The following is a 19,662-nucleotide window of genomic DNA, read 5'->3' as shown; positions in this document are numbered from 1 at the left end:
CTACAGCCCGTCATGAGGACGGAGGCATGCTGCATCCGCACACAAGGAGATTCAGGTGAAAACTTTTCGCGCATCGGCCGGTTCCCTGTTGTTGGCGGTTGCGGGCCTCGCGACTTGCGGCGCCGCGTGGTCGCAGTCGACCACGGGCGCGGGTTGCGATCCACGCCAGGACCCGGCGGCCTGTCGCCGGGAGGCCGGTGCAGCACGCCAGGAGGCGGCCCGTGGCGGCCTGACGCAACCCGGCGCAACCGCCGACGTGAATGCGTCGGCACGATGCCAGGCGCTGCCTGCCGATGAGCGTGCCGACTGCGAGGCACGCGTGCGCGGCACCGGCAGTGGCGCCAGCGGCACCACGACGACCAGTGGCAGCGTGATGGGCGGCGGTGTTGTCAGGGAGACCGTGACGCCGGTCCCGGCGCCGGCGCCGAGCCGCTGATGGAAGACACGCGACGCCGGTGAGGCGGCGTCGCGACGGCGCATCGAAGCACCGATCGCCCTTTTGGGCCATGGGTCACCCGCATCGGGATTGTTTTGAGAAACTCGATCCCGATCCCACGGAGAACCCATGAACGCGACCGTCTCAAGCGATGAAAAGCCCGTCCTGAAATATCCCTTCAAGTCCGCGCCCGAACGCGGCAGCGTGATCGAAGTGGCGCCGGGCGTGCGCTGGATCCGCATGCCGCTGCCCTTCAAACTGGACCACATCAACCTGTGGGCGCTGGACGACGGCGACGGCTGGACGCTGGTGGACACGGGCATCCGCGACGATGAGACAGCCGCCGTCTGGCGCGAGCTGTTTGCCAACCATCCGGAGCGCGGCGCGCTGAAGCGGATCGTCGTCACGCACATGCACCCTGACCACATCGGCATGGCGGGCTGGCTCACGCGCAAGCTCGGTGCGCGCCTGTGGATGACGCGGCTCGAATACCTCACCTGCCGCGTGATGTCATCGGACAGCGGACGCGAGGCGCCACCCGAAGCGCTGGCGTTCTACCGCGAGGCGGGCTGGAGCGAGCACGCCATCGAGTCGTATCGTGCGCGGTTCGGCAGGTTCGGCCACCAGATCCACACGCTGCCCGACGCGTTCGAACGCCTGAGCGACGGGATGGAATTGCGCATCAACGGCAACGTCTGGCGTGTCGTCACCGGCAATGGGCATTCGCCCGAGCACGCATGCCTCTATTGCCCGGCGCTCAAGTTGTTCATCTCGGGCGACCAGGTGCTGCCGCGCATCTCGTCCAACGTGTCCGTCATTCCGACGGAACCCAACGCCAATCCGATGGCCGACTGGCTTGCGTCGCTCGCGAAGATCCGCCGGGAAGTGCCCGACGACGTCCTTGTGCTGCCCGCGCACAACGAATGCTTCCACGGGCTGCATGCGCGCCTCGACTACCTGGCGTCGTCGCAACACCGTGCGCTCGACAAGCTCGAGGCGACCCTCGTGTCGCCCCAGCGCGCGGTGGACGTCTTCACCACGCTCTTCGGCCGACCTATCGACGAAAGCCAGATGCCCGTGTTCGGCATGGCGACGGGCGAAGGCATCGCTTGCCTCAACTACCTCGTGCACGCAGGACGCGCTTTCAAGGAACTGGATGCCGACGGGCGGGCGTGGTATCGGCGGGCGTGAACCACGGTTGCGTCGACCGCCGCGGCACGGTCACTGCACGGCGATGGCCGCGACCGCTTCATGCAGATCGGTTGGCAGGGCCATCGGTCGGCGCGTGAGGCGATCGACGTAGACATGCACGAAATGGCCTTGCGCGGCCGCTTCGTCATCGTCGTTCGCGAACACTCCCACCTCGTAGCGCACGCTGGATCGCCCGATGTGCGCAACGCGCAGCCCGGCGCGCACGATGTCCGGGAAGGCGATCGAAGCGAAGTACTTGCAGCCGCTTTCGACCACGAGCCCGACAGCGGGGCTGGCCTTGAAATCGAGCACCCGCCGCTCCAGCAGGTAGGCGTTGACCACCGTGTCGAACCAGCTGTAGTAGACGACGTTGTTGACGTGGGCATAGGCGTCGTTGTCCATCCAGCGCGTCGTGATGTCGTGGAAGTGCCGATAGGCGGCGCGGCGGTGGCGCAAGGGCGTGTCCATCTGATCAGGCCTCCCCCGTGTCGAAGAGCGGGAAGTCGAGGTGGGGTCGGGAGAGAAGCAGGTCGTTTGTCATGCGGGTTCGGCGCAGCCAGGAGGGCGGCGGCGGATTTGCGATTCTGGCAATGAGAACACGACTGTGCCCGCGTTCGCACCACGCAGAAAGAGGGGGATACCTTCGAGACGCCCGTGCCCCGAGTCGGACGGCGCATTTCGCTGACCTGGCCAGCGCCGGCCGACCAAGCCGCAACACGGGCCACGGCTGCGATACTCGTTCGACGAAGAGACGCGCCATGAACCATCCCCTCCACCTTGCGACCCGACCGGCGGCTGCAGTGCAGGCAGCCGCCGTCGCCAGTGGTCATCGAGATGCCGGTGGGCAATATCGCGGGCATGGTGATGCGCACCACGCCCGGCGTGGGCTCCGCCTGCCTGGGCGCCTACAAGGACGGGAACGACCGCTGATTCGACGGCAGCAAGATCGAGTTTCTGGCGGGCAAGGCCTGGTTCGCCTACTTCCCCTTCTACGGGCCAACCGAGGGCGACTTCAGCCGCAGCTGCGCGCTGCCCGATCTCGAACAAGTCTCGAACCAGGGCGAGGCCCGTGGAGGTGAGCATCAAGGGCCCGCCCTCTCCCGCGCCACGCGGTGTGCCGGAGCCGCTCGACTGGCGCCGCGTGCACTACTTCCGGCAGGTGGTCGCCAGCGGCTCGGTGCGCGCGGCTGCGGAACAACTGGGGGTGGAGGCATCGGCCGTGAGCCGGGCGGCGTCGCAGCTGGAGAAGGAATGCGGCATGGTCCTGCTCGAGCGCCGCGGCCGCGGCGTGGTGCCGACCGATGCCGGCCTGCTGCTGGCCACCTACGCACGGCGGCAGCTCGACGTGCAGGCCACCTTCTTCGCCGAGATCGACAACCTGCGCAATGCCAGTCGCGGCCATGTCGACCTGGTGCTGGGCGAAGGCATGTTGGATCTTTTCTTCGATCCGCTGGTCGCCGACTACTTGCGCGCGCATCCGCAGGTCACCCTGACGCTGAACGTTGCCAGCACGGCCGAGAGCGTCGCACTGCTGCTGGAGGACAAGGTGCAGATCGGCGTGGTCTTCCAGCCGCCGCCGGACGTGCGGCTGCGCTCGCACCATCTCACCGCATCGACGCCGATCCAGGCCATCGTCCACCGCTCCCATCCGCTCACGCACATCGACCGGCCGCTGCTGCTCAGTGACCTGCTGGCGTATCCGGGCGCCGCCATGCTGGAGTCCTTCGGCGTGCGCCAGCATGTGCGCGCCGCGGAGATCAGCGAGCAGGTGCAACTGCACAACGTGCTCATTGCCTCCTCGTTCAAGGTGCTGTGGCAATTCGCGAATGCAGGCCTGGGCTACGCGCTGACCACCGCCAGCGCGCCGTTCGCCGCGCGCATCCACATGCCGGACGTGGTCGCGCTGCCGATGGCCAATCCCATCCTCAACCGCGGCCACATGCATGTGATGACCCATGCCGGCCGCCATCTTTCGCCGGCGGCCAACGCCTTGCTGGCGCACCTGCTGCAGGGCATTCCCGGCGCGCTGTAGCCGCACGGCGAACGCTGCGGGAGTGTTGCGATTTGGGCAACGATTCTCCCCAGCGCGCGGCATTGTTCGCGCCCGCATGGCTGACGAGAATTCCGGCGCATGTCGATCACCTTGCCCACCATGAACTCGGAAGAACTGCTCGCCGACATCCGGCGCATCGCGCCGGAGATGGTGGAGATCCGCCGGCAGATCCATGCCCATCCGGAACTCGCCTTCGAGGAAACGCGCACCAGCGAACTGGTCGCGCGCAAGCTGGCCGAATGGGGCTACAAGGTCGAGCGCGGCATCGGCGGGACCGGCGTGGTCGGACAGTTGCGCCGCGGTGACGGGCCGGCGCGCCTGGGCATCCGCGCCGACATGGACGCATTGCCCATCGTCGAGCGCACCGGCCTGCCCTACGCCAGCACCGTGCACGGAAAGATGCATGCCTGCGGCCACGACGGACATACCGCGATCCTGCTGTGCGCGGCGAAGTACCTGGCCGAGCACGGCCGCTTCAACGGCACGCTCAACCTCGTGTTCCAGCCCGCCGAAGAGAACGAAGGCGGCGCCCTGCGCATGATCGAAGACGGTCTCTTCGACAAGTACCCCTGCGACGGCATCTACGCGCTGCACAACACGCCGGGCCTGCCGGTCGGCCAGATGGCGATGAGCGCCGGCGCGATCATGGCCTCCTTCGACCGCGTCACGATCGAGTTGCAGGGCGTGGGCGCGCACGGTGCCATGCCGCATCACGGTGTCGATCCGATGCAATGCGCGGCCAGCATCGTGCTGGGCCTGCAGAGCCTGGTCTCGCGGGAAGTCGATGCGCAGCGCGCCGCCGTCGTCACGGTGGGCTCCGTGCAATGCGGCGAGGTCTTCAACATCGTGCCGGAGCGCGCCATTCTCAAGCTCGGGGTGCGCTGCCTGGAGCCTTCGGTGCGGACGCAACTCGAGCGCCGCATCCGGGTCTTCGTGGAGGCGCAAGCCCAGAGCTACGGCCTGAGCAGCAGCGTCGAGTACGACCAACGCTATCCGGTCTTGGTCAATCGGCCCGACAACACCGAGCTGGCGCGCCAGGTCGCGATCGGCCTGCTGGGCACGGAACAGGTCCTGGAGCGCGAGCCCACCATGGGCAGCGAGGACTTCGCCTACATGCTGCAGGTGGTGCCCGGCGCTTACGTGCGCCTGGGCAACGGCGTGGGCAAGGACGGCGGTTGCATGGTCCACAACCCCGGCTACGACTTCAACGACGAGGCCCTGCCCCTGGGCGCCGCCTACTGGATCCGTTTGGCGCAAGCCGTCCTGGCCTGAACCGCCGCTTCAGGCGGCGAATCCGCATTCATTTCAAAAAGGAGACACATGTCCATGTTGCTTTCGAGGCGTTCTCTCATCACGGCTGCCGCGGCCGCAGCCGTCACGTCGACCGGCAGGGCGCAGTCGGGGCCTTATCCGAACAGGCCCTTGTCGCTGGTGGTGCCGTACCCCGCCGGCGGCCCGAGCGACGCGGCTGCGCGCATCTTCGCCGAGGCGATCGGCAAGGACGTGACGCAGCCAGTCATCGTCGACAACATCAGCGGCGGCACCGGCCTGCTGGGCGCCAACAAGGTGCTCTCGGCGCCCGCGGACGGCTACACGTTCCTGCACGGCTCGCCCAACGAAGTGATCCTGGCGCCCCTGCTCAACCCGTCGGCCAGGTACAAGCCGACCGACTTCAAGTACGTGCAGCCGACCACCGAGGCCACGATCGTCCTCCTGGCACGCAACGGCCTCGAGGCGAAGAACCTGGACGAACTCATCGAGCTTTCGCGCAAGAACAAGGCCCCGCTCAGTTACGCGACCGTGGGCATCGATTCGCTCTATCACCTCATGGGCGATGCGATGGCCAAGCGCACCGGCGCGGACTTGCTGCACGTGCCCTACAAAGGCTCGGCCCCGGCAGTTCAGGACGTGGCCGGCGGCCAGGTGGACTTCGCCATCCTGCCCTTCCAGGTCATCATGGAAGGCATGGCCCGGCAGGGTCGCCTGAAGATCCTGACCAGCTTCTCGCGCAACCTGTCGCCCACGCTCAAGAACGTTCCGAAGATCGACGCGAGCAAGCTGCTGCCGGACTTCGAGTATTCGATCGGCGCCGGCTACCTGGTGCGAAAGGATGTACCAGTGGAAATGGTCGATCGCCTGCGTGCCGCGGTGGGCCACGCGCTGCGCCAGCCGGAGGTGCGTTCCAGGCTCGAGAATGAAGGGCGGACCGTACTCCAGCCCTTTGCCACGCAGGCAGCCGCGGACGAGTACCAGGTGGCCGAGCTGACGCACTACACGAAGCTCTTGAAGGAAGCCGGCCGCCAGGCCGCACGTTAGACCACACACTGGACCTGCAAGACTCAACCCGCGCAATCTGCCGGCCGGACGCATGCCGGACTCATGCAAGTTGCGCCGGCCGAAGGCGTCCCAATCTCGGCACCGGTTCTCGGACACCGAAGGACCATCACCCGTTTCAGCGTCCTTTCGACGTTGAAGCGTGCAGGACAAGCGCAGCACTTTCAAGGCATTGCGCGCCCGCACAGACCTGAACTGTCGCGGACAACGGCGCGTTGCTCAAGGGCAAAAGCGCGCTGCCGCAGTAGCCGGAGAACACCTCCGCCTGATCGTCGCTGCTGACCGCCGGGCATTGACTGACACCCTGCTTCTCCAGGAGAGCCTGTCCGGACGCAGGATTGCGCAGTCGCCACCTGTCTGGTGGACTTGTTCCAGCGACATGGGGCAGGCGCCACCGAATGAGCCATTCGCTTTGCGCCGTCATGCTGGCGTGCAGCGTGACAGCCGGCGCCTGCGCCGCAGCTGCCACCACATTCACCACGGTGGGAGCGCTTTGCGAACATGAGATCGCATTGCACAGTTCGACGCGCAGGCTGTGCGCATTCAGGCTGGGTGAGTCGATGCGCACGCTCCCGGCCTGGATTGCACGGTCGGAAGCCGCGAATTTGCGCGATTCGAAAATTGCGCGGTCGTTGTCCAGCAATCGCCAGTACTGCCCCAGGCCACCCCACCACAGGTTCCATCTCAATTCCAGCGGCTCGCCCGTGATGACCGAAGGCAACCAGTCCACCTGCGGCTTGCCGGGCGTGGCCACGTCCTGCTGCCCGCCCACCCAGGTCACCGCTTCGTGCTTGACACACAGCCGCTCGCTCCGATCACTGACGATGCACAGGTTGATGTCCAACTCATGCCTGCCCGGCGACAGCGCCCTGAGCTGGTATTGGCCGCTTTGCATCGACATCACGGCCGCACTGAATGCTGGGCCTTCCAGCGCACTGGGTGGCGGCGCGATCGGGCGCACCGTGAACTGACGCCCCCGGTAGCGCAGCTGGCCGTTGTCCCAGACTTCCCAGTCCGTCACCGGAAGTCCGTAGTTCAAGTCCCAGCCGATCTCGAGGGAGTCCCCCGGCAGGGTCGGCGGAATCGCGTCAAAGGACGGCACATTGGGCCGATCGATGGTGACCATCGAATAACGCTCTCCGGCCGGCGGGGCACCCAAGAGTGGCTGGATAGACGGGTCATTGCGAATGGGAAGTGGCGGTTGCGGCAGGACCGTGCATGCGAGCAATCCGTCCTTTTCAGGCAGGCACGAGACATCGCTTGCCTGCTCGGCGTCATCGTGAGTCAGGCGTGTCTGCGCATTCAGGCAGAACGACGTGGCCATCAGCGCGGCGCAAATAGCTGCTTTCACAAGGGGGACGTCGCGCTTGGTTTGCGCAACCGTGGATTCATTCGAACCGGCCAACCCGCATCCACTTGGTTGCAATCCACTTCTCCCCTTGAATCACCGGAGCACCACCATGAAGAGTCATCGGATCGACCTGCCCCCGATCGTTCAAGTACTCGAAATAGACCGCCGATCCCTTCTTCGGCACGACGGTGAGGTTCAGCTCCGGAAAAATGGTGCCCCCGCCCTGTGTGACCTCGTTCAGGTAGATGATCAATGTGGACACCCTCTGGCCGCCACGTGCCAGATGAACTGTGCTCCCCGTCTGATCCGGCGGAAAGTAGTCGAAATGAGGGGTGTACTGGGCGCCGACGCCGTAATGCAGGATCTGCAATCCCTCTCCGTTTTCGAGTGGGCAGTTCATGATCTGCGCGATGCGCCGGTCCAGCGCCGAGACGAGCTCATTCTCCGCAGGCATGAAGAAAGTGCCTTCGCTGGTGCGCTCCTTGATGACGCCATGTTCACCAGTCCCAGGATCCACGATCGTCGAACGCTCGAGGCGCGCACGAGAAAGGTTGATCAATGCATCACATTCAGCCGCGGACAGAACGCCGTTGAGCACGGCAACCACCGGACGGGCGATTCGCATGGCCACACAGACGCCGCCATCCTCGGTTTCAATGGTGTTTCCGCCAGGAAGGCGCGGCACTCCATATTCGAATGCGGTACGTGCAGGCACCAAGGATTGCACGCCATGTCGCTTGCTGATTTCGCCCGACTCGAGCCTTTGCCGAAACTCATGCACGAGCGCCGAAGCATGGGGCGCATCGAAGTCTGATTCGCGCATCGCCTCGATCAACGAGTCGGGCGCGCAACCACGCTGAAGGTTCTCCACAATCCAGTCGCGCCAGGTCGGCAACAAATCTCTCGTGATGTCCATTGACGTCCGCTCCAGATAAAAACTCGCAGCTTGGCGCTACACGGCTGAATCACCGGCGCCAGCCGCCTCCCATGGTGGGGTAGTGCGCAAACCTCCATCCCTCGTAGCTCGTCTGTCCCATGAAGGAGCTATAGATTTGGGGGAAATTGTCGACCTTGAATGGCGCGCCTCTGGCGTTGCTGTACACACCCATGAACCCGCCGCCTGGCGCACCGATGAATGCCCAGTCTCGCCCGGACATCGGGTCTCTGTAGGGTTTGCGCAAGAATCGGCGCTCATAAGGCACGCGCGGATCGCGCACCAGATCGTTGAGGGTGCGTGGAAACTGCATGGATCCAGCACCACCGGCTTCGACGTAGCCTTTGATGGCATTGCGGATCTCGTCGCCTTGCTGCAAAAGAATTTCTTCGTTGGCGCGCGCAACTTCCGTTCCCCACAGCTTTCCCACCTGCGTCAGATAGACGCCCATCGCCGCGATGGCCAGCAGCACCCACATGTAGGCAAAGCCGCGTTGGGCGCTTGCCCTAATAGTCCGCGAACGGCTTGCCATCATGGTCTTTGTCCTTGGAGGAGCTCTTGACATCAAACACGCCCGTTCCACCTTCGGGTGGCGCGCTGATGACCCAATCGCGCGTGCCCACGACCGGATCCGTCGGCACGTCGCGCAAATATCGCTTTGACACCAGTTCATCCAGCTTGGCCGGATACCGCTTGTTGTCGGCATAGAACTTGTCGATCGAATCGCGCATCGCCACGAGGTTGTGTTTGAGCACGGTTTCAGCGGCGCGATCGGTATGCTGGAAATACCGCGGAACGACCAACGTCAGCAGGGTCGCCATGATCGCCAGAACGACCAGCAACTCGATCAAGGTAAAGGCGCGCTGGCGCCGGCTGGATTTCATGGGCAACTACCAGTCCGCATAGTGGGTACCGTCCACCGCCGTTCTCTTGGACAAAGAGTAGACGTCATAGACATCGCGGCCTTCCTGCGGCGCATCGGGCGGACTTGCGTAGCTGCGCAGCCCCCAGGTCTGTTCGTTGCTGCGACTGGGGCAGTCGCAAAATGGATCGCGAGGAATGCGACGCAGAAAAAACATTCGTCGCCCCGTCTGGTCCGTGACGTCGCGAACACCATCGACCAGAACGCTCAGCGACGGCGGATAGCCAGTCGCATCGACTGCTTTTTGCAACTTGCCATCGTCATACGCCTTCTTGTAGGCATCGATGCCCGCGCGAATCTGGAAGACAGCGCGGCGCAGATCCTGCTCGTCGCTGCGAACGGCAGCGATCTGCGTCATGGGCAATGCGACGGTCGCCAGCAGCGCCAGGATCGTCAACGTGACGATCAGTTCGATCAGCGTAAACCCGGCGGCCTTGCGCATGGCGCGCTTGCCTGGCTTCAGCGATGTACCCGTGCTGCGCATGGTCACCTTGTGCGTGAAAGCGGCTCGGGAAGCGATGGGGCCGTTGGAGGGAGCGGGGGCGGAGGGGGCTGGCCCGGCGCGCCTGCCGGCCCGCTCACGGCCAGGCGGCCCGTGGTGCGCAGAACCGTGGGTGTGATCGTCACGCTGCCTTCCGTGCCGCTTGCGAAATTGGTGATGTCGGACCCGGGAATTGGCGTGTTGCGCAAGATGCGGGGCGTGATCAGCAGCACCAGTTCCGTCTTCTTGGCCGTTTCGCCCTTGGTGCCGAAGATGCGATCGAGCACAGGCAGATCGCCGAACCCTGGAATCGCATCGCTGTTGCGCTGGGTCGTGCGAGTCAGCAGGCCTGCCAGAACCTGGGTCTGCCCGTCATTGACGTTCATGTTGGTCTCGGCACGGCGCGTGCCAATCTGATAGGCGATCAGGCCCGTCTGGGTTCTCAACGTGCTGGTTACGTTGGACACCTCCAACTGCACCTTGATGCCGACGTTTCCGTCTTGCCCGATGGAAGGCTCCACATTCAGCGTCAAGCCCACGTCCTGGTAGTTGATGGTCTCGCTGACCACGCCATTGGCATTGGTCGTCGTGACCACCGGCAGGCGGTCGCCAATCATGATCTTGGCTTTTTCCCGGTTCTTCACACGAATGTTGGGGCTCGCCAGAATGTTCCCGACGGTCGTGCTGTGCAGGGCATTCAACGAGATGGTCGGGTCGCCCAGGTTGACCAGGACGTTGCCCTTGTTGATCTGGTTCAATTGGCTCAGCGTGATGACGCCCGGCGTCAGCAATCCGTTGGCCGAACTACCCGCGACAGTGAACCCGACGTTGCCCGGATAGCGGACGCCGAGGTTGAAAATGTCGGAGCCATTGACTTCGAGAATCTGGGCGTCGAACTGAACTTCGGACTGAGGCAGGTCCTGCGCCAGGATGAGGCGTTCCGCCACTGCGATCACGTCAGGCGAATCGCGCATGACCAGCATGCCCAGGCGCTCGTCGATGTACACGTCCTTGGTCTTGACCATTTGCTTGAGCATTGCCAGAACCTGCTTGGGGTCGGCGTTGTTCAGGTAGAACGTGCGCATGACCAGGTCCTTGTAGTCGCGGTCCTTGTCGGGGCGCCTCGGGTAGATCAGGATCGTGTTTTCATTCAGTACTTTCTTGTCCAGCTGGTTCGTCAGCAAGATGAGATTCAACGCATCTTCCGCCGTCGTGCCGCGCGCAAAGATGGTCGTGGGCGCCTGCTTCTGCACATCGCGGTCAAAGATGAAGTTGACGCCGGTGATCTGGGAAATCAGATCGACCATTCCAACGAGGGGCATGTCCCGGAACTGAAGGGCGACCGTCCTTTTCATTTCCGTACCGAGCGATGGCCGTAGATTGATTTCGCGGGTCAACCTGCCTTCGATGGTCGTCTTGAGTTGAATGGCTACGACGTTGCGCGGGTTCTCGTTGAGCAGGTCGCGCAAGACCTTGAGCGCATCTTCCGGCCGGGGATTCTGAACACTCTCCGCAAAGCGGTTCATCATTTCATGACGCCGGTCCATGCTTGCCAGGCGAAGTCCCTCCAGCGCACGGGCATTGCCGGAATCCCAATACAGGACCTGCTCGTAGCGCAGTGTTGCGTTGGCGACGTCTCCCGACTGCAAGAATGCCGCAGCCTCGTCCAGCAGTTGGCCCATGTAGTTGCGCAGCAGCATGTTGTAGGCCGTGCGCTTGTCCACATCCAGGGGGTGGATGCTCAGGTCATCGCGCAACTTGACGAGCGCCTCCTGCGGGCTGACCTGCGCCTGGGCCCAGTCGCTGGTCGTCTTCATGCCATAGTTGGAACAACCCGCCAACAGGATGGAGATCCACACCGCCGCCTGCAATTTCTGGTTCACGGAATTTCCCCTAGTGGCAGTTCCTGCTTTTGCTTCAACGGTAAGAAAGTAAACACCAGGGTCCGGTCCGTGACACTGTCGAGCCGATATATGCCGAGCAGGGTTTGGCCTTGCCGAATGCTGCCAGGCAGCGAACAGCTTCGACAGACGATCACGTCCTGTCCGTTGGCTGACATTCCGATGTACGTGGTTCCGGATTCGCGCCAGGTCGACACGATCGCAAAGGGCAGCGGAGGCGCGCGAGGGGGATTCTTTCGAGCCTCCTCAGCCAATTGCTCCGGTGTAGGCGGTGGCGGAGGTGGCGGCGCCCAGGTCTGCGCACCAAAGAGATTCGTCGCGGCTGGGGCCTGCGCGGCACCTTCGACAGCCTCCGCGATGGCCGGCCCCATGACCGGCACGATTGAAGTCGCCACCTGGCGGCGAGCCGAGACCCGGGCAGGCTTCTCTGCGTTGTGGTCGCGCCAGAAAAGGTAGAGCACCGCCAGCACGGTCAACACAGCCAGGATGAGAATTGGCCGGGACATCTTCATGGCCGCTTGACCTCGGTCAGGTAACTCAACTGCACCTGCGCGGAGACTTCCGTTTCATTGATCTGTGAACGGCTGAAGACGGTGCTTTCCACCCTTACGCCAGGAATCCCGCTGATCTGGATGATGAAATTCCGCATGTCGGGGTAGGTGCCAGTCAGCGGGAACTGCAAGCCATAGCGAACCAGGCGCCCACCGGCCTCTGACAGCGTTCGGTATTCGATCTGCGAGCCCCGCAGCTTGTTCGCCGTTGCCAGGCGAATCCCTTCACGCACGAAGGTCGTGTAGGTTTCATCCGCGCGTACCGCATTGCCGACAACCGGCACGCCGCCCTCTGCCGGTGCGGCCAGTTCTTCGGCCCGCATTTCCAGCACCCTTTCTTTTTCATCCAGTTCGACTTCGCGGTCATCGAGATCGCGCTCGAGAGGCATTTGCCTTTGAAAAAGCGACACCAGTGCCAGTGCCAACATGACCATGCCCACCGCACCGTAGAGCCCAACCTGAGCGGGCAGTCGCGACAGCCACCAGGTCAGCATCGGCGTGGTGGGGAGAAGCTTCATCGGGGCGCGTCCTTCCACCAGAACTCCACCTGGGCCTGCGTGGGCTGGAATGGATCGCCCTGCTTGGCGGTCTGTCGGAGCAGCGTGACGCGCTCCACCAATGATTCCTTCGAGATCCCGTCGACCAACGCAAGGACCGTTTCGCGATCACGCGCTTCGAAGTCGATCTTGACCAGCCGCTCGATGGTCTCCACGTCGATGCGTAGATACGCAATGTCCTTGATCCAGGTTTTTTCGAGCAAACGCAGACCTTCCGTGGGCGCCTTCATCTGCTGGGACACGATGGCAGCGAACTCGGCCGATGCCGGTTCTGTTGAAGTGACGCGGCTGTCCTTGGCGTCCAGCGCTCTGCCGCGTTCCGAAACGTTTTCCGCGCGCCTCTCGACTTGGTCCTTGCGAAGGTCGATACCTTCCTGCATGTCGGCCTGCCAGACCAGTGCCAATCCACCGCTCAGCAGCAACACAATGCCAAGCCACGGAAAGGCCCTGGCCTGCTTGTGAAAATCGAGCTGCAGCGGTTTCGCTTTCATGATGCGGCCTGCCCGGGGACCTTGTTCATTGGAAAACTCAGTCCCAGCCAGTGGAGTGTGAAACCGGTCATGCCCTGGAGATCGACGGGCAACTGGCCATAGCTGCTCAGATAGACCTGCGATGGCAACGCGCTGCTGCTGAGCATGGCGGCATCGCGCAGCACCGCCGCGAGTTGCACTCCATTTGGGCGCTCATGCGCAATGGGGAAGGAGCCCACCCCTTGCCACTCGGCGTCACGGTAGATGGCGTAGCTGGCGTATTTCGACTCCAGCACCAGCAGGGCAAATTCGGCAGCACTGAGGCGGCCCGAAAACATATCGACCGTCGAGGCCAGCGCCGTGTCGAACTGGCGGATCTGAAGGCGCTGTGACTTTGCGAAAGACACCGTGGTCTGGTAGAGCACTTCGTCGATCGAAGCGGCCACTCGCGGTGCGCCATAGCCACCGGCCGCAACGCAGACATGCCACCCTTGGGCATCGGTATCGAACTGCTGGCCCAGGACGATCCTGGCGTACGCGGACCAGTCCGCATTGTTCTTGAGGCCGTCCTGCCAGGGCACGATGCCGTAGCGGACCCATGGAGAGCCGACGTGAATGTGCAGGCCGTCCATGCGCAGGTTTCCATGCGGCGCCAGGGCCAGTGCCTCCTGCAACCTCAGAAAAATATCGTCGACCGTGTTGCTGACGACGATGGACTGCTCCTGACCTTCGGCACCGCCATTGCGGGGCGAAAGGCTGCGCTCCTTGCTGAGCAGGCGAAGGCTGCCATTGAGTATCCAGAGCGAGTGATCAATCCACAAAGGTGGCACGGTTGACCTCCTGCAATGTGGTCTCGCCGCGGGCAACCTGACGCAATGCCATCTGGCGCATGGACACATAGCCACTGGACCTCGCCAGCATCTTCATTTCACTGGAGGGCGCGCGCCGTATCAGGCCCTGTTTCAATTCGTCGTTCAGGCGAAGCACCTCAGCGATGGCGCGACGTCCCAGGTAGCCGGTGTTTCGGCACGCGTTGCAGCCCGCGCCTCTGCGAAATATCCAGGCCGCAACGTTGTCTCGCGTCAGGCCGGAAGCCTTGAGCAGTGCATCGTCCGGATCGTCCGCGACGATGCAGCGAGTGCATATCTTCCGGATGAGACGCTGCGCCACCACGCCGATCAGTGCGTCCACGAAGCTGTGGGGCTCCACGCCCATGTGCAGGAAGCGGTCGAGCACCGAAAAGCTGTCGTTGGCGTGCACGCTGGTGAGCACCAGGTGACCTGTCTGCGCGGCTTGCACCGCAATGCCGGCGGTCTCGCCGTCGCGTATCTCGCCGACCAGAATCTTGTCGGGGTCGTGCCGGAGAATCGACCGCAACCCGCGCGCGAAAGTCAGGCCCTTCTTGTCATTGACCGGGATCTGCAGAACGCCACCCAACTGGTATTCGACTGGATCTTCGATGGTGATGATCTTCTCTTCGCCTGTGTTGATCTCGGACAAGGTGGCATAGAGGGTGGTGGACTTTCCAGAGCCCGTGGGTCCGGTGACCAGCAGCAAACCGTAGGGTTCGGTGGCGAGCCGGCGAATGGCTTCGACCGTGTCGCCCTCGAGCCCCAAGCCGTCGAGCCGCAACTGCGACGAAGAGCCACCGGCCTGCTTGTCCAGCACGCGCAGCACGGCGTCCTCGCCATGGATGGAGGGCATGATCGAGATGCGAAAGTCGATCTCGCGCTGATTCATCAGCACCCTGAAACGGCCGTCCTGCGGGATGCGCCGTTCGGAAATGTCCAGATCCGACAGCACCTTGATGCGCGAGATGGCCTGCTCTGCCATGTCGGTGCCGGTGGCCCCGCCGACATGCATCAGCACGCCATCGATGCGGTACTTGATGTCCATTCCGGTGGGCGTGCTCTCCATGTGTATGTCGGAGGCCTTGTACTTGAGCGCGTCGTACAGCGTCGAGTTGATGAGCTTGACCACGGGATTCGCATCCTGCGAGATGCTGGCCAGCGAAATCTCAATGGCATTGATTTCGCCAGCCTCCGAGTCGCCCGTCACGGAGATCTGCTCCATCGTGCGGTGCGAGGACTCGAACTGCTGCAGATAGCCTTTGACGTCGTTGTGGTGCGCAATTGCACGGCTGTATTCGATGCCGATGCGCTGCGTGACCCATTTGCGAGTCAATACATCGAAGGGCTCGCCATACACCAGCACCCGGTCGCCTTCGCTGTATTCGAGCAGCACGCATTGGCGCGACATGGAGTCCGCATAGGGGAGCACGTCATAGCGCGGCTTGCCGATGTCCAGTTGGCCGCGATCGATGACCGGCAGTCCAAGAAAGCGGCCCACCGAATCGACGTACTCCGCGTCATCCAGGCCGAGGCTTTGCTGCAGGCGCTCGGACAGGGAGTCACCTGCGAGCTTGCCTTCTCGCAGTCGCTGGATCAGGTCCAACGTCAGCGGCACCGTGGTCGTTTCTTCCATCGTCAGATATTCCCGGCCAATTCAAAGATCGGCATGTAGAGCAGAAACACAATGACGCCGACCAGAACGCCGACAACCAGCATCAGCACCGGTTCGATCAGCTTGGTCAGCATTTCGATGGCCCGGTCGACTTCTTCATCGCAAAACTGCGCAGAGCGTTCGAACATGGCGGCCAGGTCGCCGCCTTCTTCGCCCACGCGCAACAGGCGCTCTGACACAGAGGTGGTCATGCCGTAACGGGGCAACGTCGCCGAAACGGATTGACCGGACTTGATGTCGTTCAGGGCGTTTCCAACTGCGGTGCGCATGGCCGACGGGAGCAATTGCTCGGCCATTTCCATCGACCCCACCACGGGCACCCCTCCTGCCAGCAGCAGGCCTACGGTGCGGTAAAAGCGCGTCAGCGCAAACAGCCGCTGGTATTCGCCTAGACGCGGCAGACGCCAGAACGCTTCCCTGATTTTTTCCCGCACGCCAGTCGTGCGAAGCAGCGCGATGGCGCCGACGAAGGCTGAAACAATTCCAATGAAGATAACCAGGCCATGTGCCTTGACCAACTCCCCCCACCACAGCATGACCTGCGCGGAGAAAGGAATGTTCTTCATCGTGGCATAGATCTGGCTGAACTTTGGAATGACGTAAAACAGCAGAAACAGCACAATGCCCAGTCCCGTCGAAATAATGACCACGGGATAAATCATGGCCGACGCTATTTTCTTCCTAACGATATCCAAGCGGCTGTCATAGGCGTGATACCGGCGCAGCGCGTCAGCCAGATGTCCCGTCTGTTCGGCAGAATTGACGGTCGCCACGTAGAGCGGAGGGAAATACTCCGGCATTTGCGACAATACCTTCGATAAAGTCAGGCCCTGATAGAGTCCCTCTTCGATACGGCCCAAGACAATTCGATTGGTGTCGTGCGCGCTTTTTTCCTTGAGCGTTTCCACGGCCTCCACCAGGGTCAATCCGGCGTCCAGCAACGCGATCAGTTCCTGTGTGAAAAGAGAAATTCCAAATCCCGATTTTTTGAATGGAAGATTTTTTTGTGCCTTCCAGCCAACCAGTTGCACACCCTGGACCCGAATGGCGCGTCGTAGTTCGTTTTCATCCGGGGCGTCAATATCACGCTCCTGCAATTGCCCTTGAACAAGAATCTTGACTTTGTAGCGCATGGCAGGCGTCAATTTCAGAACGCAATGTCCGCGTCAATGCCGCTGCCGCCTTCCTTGCCATCGGCGCCGTAGCTGAGGAGGTCGTAGTCTTTGCCGCCGGTACCGGGCTTGCGGTAGACATAAGCATGGTCCCAGGGATCGCGGGGGATTTCCTTGGCCAGATAGGGACCTTGCCACTTACTGCTGGCACCATCAGGCTTGATGACCAGCCCCCTCAGTCCCTGATCGGTTGTGGGATAGTTGCCCAAATCCAGCCGGTAATGGTCCAGCGCGTCGCCCAGCGTTTTCATTTGGGCTGCGGCTGATTTGATTTTTGCCTTGTCGACTTCCCCGAACAGCTTGGGACCGACATAGCCTGCAAGCAAGGCAATGATCAGGAGTACGACCAGTAATTCGAGAAGTGTAAATCCGGACCTGTATTGACGATAGATCATCGCTGCACCCCAATGAAATAGTGACGGCTCTTGCCGAAAAGCACGCTATGACGGCGCATAAGAAATTGCACACCGGCTTGCGAGCCACCGGGTAGGGAACACGGTCGGAAGCGGCGCCAATGGCACACCGCAATACGGAGTTGCCAAAGCTGATCCATCCACCGAAGTGCCCCGATGGTCGCTTCAGATGTCGTCAATCCAGGTCCGATTGCGAACAAGCTGTCATCGGCCTCGCGTGCCAACTCCGTGAAACCATCGGCAAACTCTCGTCGATCAGAACCGGAGGAAGATCCGGAGCGGCACACGGCAGTCCGTCTGGCCAATGCACTGGCTTCCTGCTGGAATCCACCGGGTGCCGAGGGCGATGGCTGGCTACTTTTTGACGTTGTCCATTACGTTCATGAGTTCACCATCCAGGTCGCCGTCCAGTGACCAGGAGAACACGCCTCCCAATCCATTGGATTTGACGTAGTCCACCTTGGTTTGAACATCGGTGGGCGTGTCATAGCTCCAGAAAGTCTTGCCGTCGAATTTCCAGGTCTGCTTGGAAACCTGGTTCGTGTACACGGTACCCGAAATATTCTTGAGCACCCTGTAGTCTTCAATACCGGCTTCGTTGGTGCCGGGCGCGGGTCCGGTAGCTTTTTGGTACAGGCCACCGTTGGCGTTGGTGACGCCAGTCCAGCCTCGCCCGTAGAACGGGATTCCAACTAAAAGCTTTTGCGGTGGCACGCCGGCCGCCTTGAGCGCGTTTACGGCGGAGTCAGTGTTGTACGTGCCCACAACCGGGTCCTTGAAGTTCGGACTGGCGGGGTCTCCAAACAGATTGGCCTGAAAGTTTGTCGGACCGGCGGATTCCCAGCCGCCGTGGAAATCGTAGGACATGACGTTGATCCAGTCGAGCGGCTTGCTGTATTCGCCCGGATCGGTATGGTCAATCTTGTCTTTACCGCTGCCGATCGCGACAGTCAGCAGATACTTCTTGCCGGTTTGGACACCCTTGGTATCCAGTTGCCTACGAAATTCCTGTAGCAAGAGCGTGTAGTTCTGCTTATCGTTCGGATTGACGATATTGTAGGGCTGGCCGCCCCCGCCAGGGAATTCCCAATCGATATCAATGCCATCGAACACCCCGGCCGCAACTCCCGGACCACCGGCATTGGATCCGGTGTCAAATGGAAGGTTACCGTCAATATAAATGTCTATGCAGGAAGACACCAGCGTCTTGCGTAGTGCGTCCGTTGTCGCTACGGCGCCGAAATACTTGGACCATGTCCATCCTCCGAGGGAAATGATCATCTTGATATTTGGATGCTTGGCTTTCAGTTTTTTCAGCTGATTGAAATTGCCTTTGAGCGGACCAGACTTGCCACTGCGCGGGTCGTCCCAAGCCGGCCATCCCCATGCATCCGCGGTGCCGTCTACAGATTCCGCGCCAGTAAAGCCCTTTTGATAATCCGCCCAGGCATCGCCACCATTGCCCGCGTTTGGCGCGTTGGCATCCGTTGCTCCAGCCTCAAGCTGATTGACGCCCGCCTTGCAGCGATAGGATCCATCGGCATCCTTGTAGATATTGCCGAAGGCGTAATTGAGGAAAGTCATCTTGGCGGCCGACCCGCTGGTGTCGATGTTTTTGACCTGGTAGCCGCGCCCATAAATTCCCCATTGGGCGAAATAGGCGCCTACTTGTCTGCCGCCCGATGGCGTCGGCGCGGGGGCTGGCGCAGGAGCGGGCGTTGGAACTGGGGCTGGAACCGGCGCAGGCGCTGGTACAGGCGCAGGTGCCGGAACAGGCGTAGGTGCTGGTGCTGGTGCTGGTGCTGGTGCTGGCGCTGGGGCTGGAACAGGCGCTGGAGTCGGCGTGGGTGACGGCGTGCCGCCCGTGCATGCCCCCATATCCTGCCATGCGCCATACACACCACTCTTTGACGGATCGTCACCCTGCGTCCACCACTTGCTCTGGTAGTTGCGGCCCTGATACGTCACGCGGGAACCAGATTGTGAATAGATCTGCGTAGATGACCATGGGGAATAGCATCCAGCCGGTGTTGGCGTGGGGGTAGGTGTCGGTGTGGGTGTAGGTGCTGGCGCCGGGACCGGCGCAGGTGCAGGTGCGGGTGCAGGTGCCCCACTCACCTCGCGCCACAGTGTCGGCGTACTCGCCGGGTTCCAGCCCGCGCCAACATACGCGGTGTGTGCCTGGATTGCGGCGTAGTCGCGGCCGCTGTAGGTTACGACATCTCCAACCCGGTAAGTCGCTCCCTCCTGCCAGGGAGTTGCAGCCCACGAAGAAGCGGCAGCCGCTATCAATGCAACCACCGATGTCGATCTGAGTGTGAACGAATGCATGATTTGTCCCTTTTGTTAATTAGGATCGCATTGCTGCGTTAT

The 19,662-nt window shown here is 62.2% G+C and carries 21 protein-coding genes; 6 read left to right on the top strand and 15 right to left on the bottom strand.

Features of this window, described 5'->3' with window-relative positions:
• Positions 1 to 55 precede the first annotated feature (55 nt).
• Positions 56 to 436 (top strand): hypothetical protein, encoded by a 381-nt coding sequence (locus WKW80_RS00775; RefSeq protein WP_340361626.1) that lies wholly within the window; start codon positions 56 to 58, stop codon positions 434 to 436.
• Between the two features lie 129 nt (positions 437 to 565).
• Positions 566 to 1,627, top strand: coding sequence for an MBL fold metallo-hydrolase (locus WKW80_RS00770; RefSeq protein ID WP_340361625.1), 1,062 nt, complete (start codon positions 566 to 568; stop codon positions 1,625 to 1,627).
• Positions 1,628 to 1,657: 30 nt separating this feature from the next.
• Here the strand turns inward: WKW80_RS00770 and WKW80_RS00765 are convergent, their stop codons facing one another.
• On the bottom strand, positions 1,658 to 2,095 hold the full coding sequence (locus WKW80_RS00765) for an acyl-CoA thioesterase (protein WP_340361624.1): 438 nt from the start codon (positions 2,093 to 2,095) through the stop codon (positions 1,658 to 1,660).
• Between the two features lie 309 nt (positions 2,096 to 2,404).
• Between WKW80_RS00765 and WKW80_RS00760 the strand changes: the two genes are divergently transcribed.
• The 4 genes from WKW80_RS00760 to WKW80_RS00745 all read left to right on the top strand — a co-directional run bounded on the left by WKW80_RS00760 (position 2,405) and on the right by WKW80_RS00745 (position 5,996).
• On the top strand, positions 2,405 to 2,557 hold the full coding sequence (locus WKW80_RS00760; RefSeq protein ID WP_340361623.1) for a hypothetical protein: 153 nt from the start codon (positions 2,405 to 2,407) through the stop codon (positions 2,555 to 2,557).
• A gap of 145 nt (positions 2,558 to 2,702) precedes the next feature.
• Entirely contained in the window at positions 2,703 to 3,659 is a 957-nt protein-coding gene (locus tag WKW80_RS00755; protein WP_422822833.1) for a LysR family transcriptional regulator, read from the top strand.
• 99 nt (positions 3,660 to 3,758) lie between these two features.
• Positions 3,759 to 4,952, top strand: a complete 1,194-nt coding sequence (locus tag WKW80_RS00750) for a M20 aminoacylase family protein (RefSeq protein ID WP_340361622.1) — start codon at positions 3,759 to 3,761, stop codon at positions 4,950 to 4,952.
• Between the two features lie 48 nt (positions 4,953 to 5,000).
• Positions 5,001 to 5,996, top strand: a complete 996-nt coding sequence (locus WKW80_RS00745; RefSeq protein ID WP_340361621.1) for a tripartite tricarboxylate transporter substrate binding protein — start codon at positions 5,001 to 5,003, stop codon at positions 5,994 to 5,996.
• A 136-nt stretch (positions 5,997 to 6,132) separates the two neighbouring features.
• Here the strand turns inward: WKW80_RS00745 and WKW80_RS00740 are convergent, their stop codons facing one another.
• The 14 genes from WKW80_RS00740 to WKW80_RS00675 all read right to left on the bottom strand — a co-directional run bounded on the left by WKW80_RS00740 (position 6,133) and on the right by WKW80_RS00675 (position 19,620).
• Positions 6,133 to 7,140, bottom strand: a complete 1,008-nt coding sequence (locus WKW80_RS00740; RefSeq protein WP_340361620.1) for a chitinase N-terminal domain-containing protein — start codon at positions 7,138 to 7,140, stop codon at positions 6,133 to 6,135.
• A gap of 262 nt (positions 7,141 to 7,402) precedes the next feature.
• On the bottom strand, positions 7,403 to 8,281 hold the full coding sequence (locus tag WKW80_RS00735; protein WP_340361619.1) for a 2OG-Fe(II) oxygenase: 879 nt from the start codon (positions 8,279 to 8,281) through the stop codon (positions 7,403 to 7,405).
• A gap of 49 nt (positions 8,282 to 8,330) precedes the next feature.
• A complete protein-coding gene (locus tag WKW80_RS00730) occupies positions 8,331 to 8,834 on the bottom strand; it encodes a type II secretion system protein (RefSeq protein ID WP_340361618.1) in 504 nt (167 codons plus the stop codon).
• Complete coding sequence (locus WKW80_RS00725; protein WP_340361617.1) at positions 8,806 to 9,183, bottom strand: type II secretion system protein; 378 nt, start codon at positions 9,181 to 9,183, stop codon at positions 8,806 to 8,808. The genes WKW80_RS00730 and WKW80_RS00725 overlap by 29 nt, the downstream gene beginning before the upstream one ends.
• A gap of 6 nt (positions 9,184 to 9,189) precedes the next feature.
• Complete coding sequence (locus tag WKW80_RS00720; protein ID WP_340361616.1) at positions 9,190 to 9,705, bottom strand: type II secretion system protein; 516 nt, start codon at positions 9,703 to 9,705, stop codon at positions 9,190 to 9,192.
• Positions 9,706 to 9,707: 2 nt separating this feature from the next.
• Complete coding sequence (locus WKW80_RS00715; RefSeq protein ID WP_340361615.1) at positions 9,708 to 11,585, bottom strand: secretin N-terminal domain-containing protein; 1,878 nt, start codon at positions 11,583 to 11,585, stop codon at positions 9,708 to 9,710.
• The gene (locus WKW80_RS00710) at positions 11,582 to 12,115 is read right to left on the bottom strand and encodes a hypothetical protein (RefSeq protein ID WP_340361614.1); all 534 of its coding nucleotides are present in this window, start codon (positions 12,113 to 12,115) and stop codon (positions 11,582 to 11,584) included. The genes WKW80_RS00715 and WKW80_RS00710 overlap by 4 nt, the downstream gene beginning before the upstream one ends.
• A complete protein-coding gene (locus WKW80_RS00705; protein ID WP_340361613.1) occupies positions 12,112 to 12,672 on the bottom strand; it encodes a hypothetical protein in 561 nt (186 codons plus the stop codon). The genes WKW80_RS00710 and WKW80_RS00705 overlap by 4 nt, the downstream gene beginning before the upstream one ends.
• Entirely contained in the window at positions 12,669 to 13,202 is a 534-nt protein-coding gene (locus WKW80_RS00700; protein ID WP_340361612.1) for a hypothetical protein, read from the bottom strand. The genes WKW80_RS00705 and WKW80_RS00700 overlap by 4 nt, the downstream gene beginning before the upstream one ends.
• Positions 13,199 to 14,011 carry a hypothetical protein gene (locus WKW80_RS00695; protein ID WP_340361611.1) on the bottom strand — a complete coding sequence of 271 codons (813 nt, stop codon included), beginning with the start codon at positions 14,009 to 14,011 and terminating at the stop codon, positions 13,199 to 13,201. Before WKW80_RS00695 ends, WKW80_RS00700 begins: the two co-directional genes overlap by 4 nt.
• Positions 13,992 to 15,665 carry a GspE/PulE family protein gene (locus WKW80_RS00690; protein WP_340361610.1) on the bottom strand — a complete coding sequence of 558 codons (1,674 nt, stop codon included), beginning with the start codon at positions 15,663 to 15,665 and terminating at the stop codon, positions 13,992 to 13,994. The genes WKW80_RS00695 and WKW80_RS00690 overlap by 20 nt, the downstream gene beginning before the upstream one ends.
• Before the next feature lie 2 nt (positions 15,666 to 15,667).
• Positions 15,668 to 16,837, bottom strand: a complete 1,170-nt coding sequence (locus WKW80_RS00685) for a type II secretion system F family protein (protein ID WP_340361609.1) — start codon at positions 16,835 to 16,837, stop codon at positions 15,668 to 15,670.
• A gap of 14 nt (positions 16,838 to 16,851) precedes the next feature.
• Positions 16,852 to 17,271 carry a type II secretion system major pseudopilin GspG gene (gene gspG / locus WKW80_RS00680; RefSeq protein WP_340361608.1) on the bottom strand — a complete coding sequence of 140 codons (420 nt, stop codon included), beginning with the start codon at positions 17,269 to 17,271 and terminating at the stop codon, positions 16,852 to 16,854.
• A gap of 372 nt (positions 17,272 to 17,643) precedes the next feature.
• A complete protein-coding gene (locus WKW80_RS00675) occupies positions 17,644 to 19,620 on the bottom strand; it encodes a glycosyl hydrolase family 18 protein (RefSeq protein ID WP_340361607.1) in 1,977 nt (658 codons plus the stop codon).
• Between the last annotated feature and the right edge of the window lie 42 nt (positions 19,621 to 19,662).

The sequence above is a fragment of the Variovorax humicola genome (genome assembly GCF_037889915.1).
Taxonomy (GTDB): Bacteria; Pseudomonadota; Gammaproteobacteria; order Burkholderiales; family Burkholderiaceae_C; genus Variovorax; species Variovorax humicola.
This window is presented reverse-complemented; position numbering and strand designations above follow the sequence as displayed.

Coding starts and splice junctions, on each gene's coding strand:
- WKW80_RS00770 (WP_340361625.1), top strand. CDS start 566: ATGAACGCGACCGTCTCAAGCGATGAAAAGCCCGTCCTGAAATATCCC.
- WKW80_RS00765 (WP_340361624.1), bottom strand. CDS start 2,095: ATGGACACGCCCTTGCGCCACCGCCGCGCCGCCTATCGGCACTTCCAC.
- WKW80_RS00750 (WP_340361622.1), top strand. CDS start 3,759: ATGTCGATCACCTTGCCCACCATGAACTCGGAAGAACTGCTCGCCGAC.
- WKW80_RS00745 (WP_340361621.1), top strand. CDS start 5,001: ATGTCCATGTTGCTTTCGAGGCGTTCTCTCATCACGGCTGCCGCGGCC.
- WKW80_RS00740 (WP_340361620.1), bottom strand. CDS start 7,140: ATGGTCACCATCGATCGGCCCAATGTGCCGTCCTTTGACGCGATTCCG.
- WKW80_RS00735 (WP_340361619.1), bottom strand. CDS start 8,281: ATGGACATCACGAGAGATTTGTTGCCGACCTGGCGCGACTGGATTGTG.
- WKW80_RS00730 (WP_340361618.1), bottom strand. CDS start 8,834: ATGATGGCAAGCCGTTCGCGGACTATTAGGGCAAGCGCCCAACGCGGC.
- WKW80_RS00725 (WP_340361617.1), bottom strand. CDS start 9,183: ATGAAATCCAGCCGGCGCCAGCGCGCCTTTACCTTGATCGAGTTGCTG.
- WKW80_RS00720 (WP_340361616.1), bottom strand. CDS start 9,705: ATGCGCAGCACGGGTACATCGCTGAAGCCAGGCAAGCGCGCCATGCGC.
- WKW80_RS00710 (WP_340361614.1), bottom strand. CDS start 12,115: ATGAAGATGTCCCGGCCAATTCTCATCCTGGCTGTGTTGACCGTGCTG.
- WKW80_RS00705 (WP_340361613.1), bottom strand. CDS start 12,672: ATGAAGCTTCTCCCCACCACGCCGATGCTGACCTGGTGGCTGTCGCGA.
- WKW80_RS00700 (WP_340361612.1), bottom strand. CDS start 13,202: ATGAAAGCGAAACCGCTGCAGCTCGATTTTCACAAGCAGGCCAGGGCC.
- WKW80_RS00690 (WP_340361610.1), bottom strand. CDS start 15,665: ATGGAAGAAACGACCACGGTGCCGCTGACGTTGGACCTGATCCAGCGA.
- WKW80_RS00685 (WP_340361609.1), bottom strand. CDS start 16,837: ATGCGCTACAAAGTCAAGATTCTTGTTCAAGGGCAATTGCAGGAGCGT.
- gspG (WP_340361608.1), bottom strand. CDS start 17,271: ATGATCTATCGTCAATACAGGTCCGGATTTACACTTCTCGAATTACTG.
- WKW80_RS00675 (WP_340361607.1), bottom strand. CDS start 19,620: ATGCATTCGTTCACACTCAGATCGACATCGGTGGTTGCATTGATAGCG.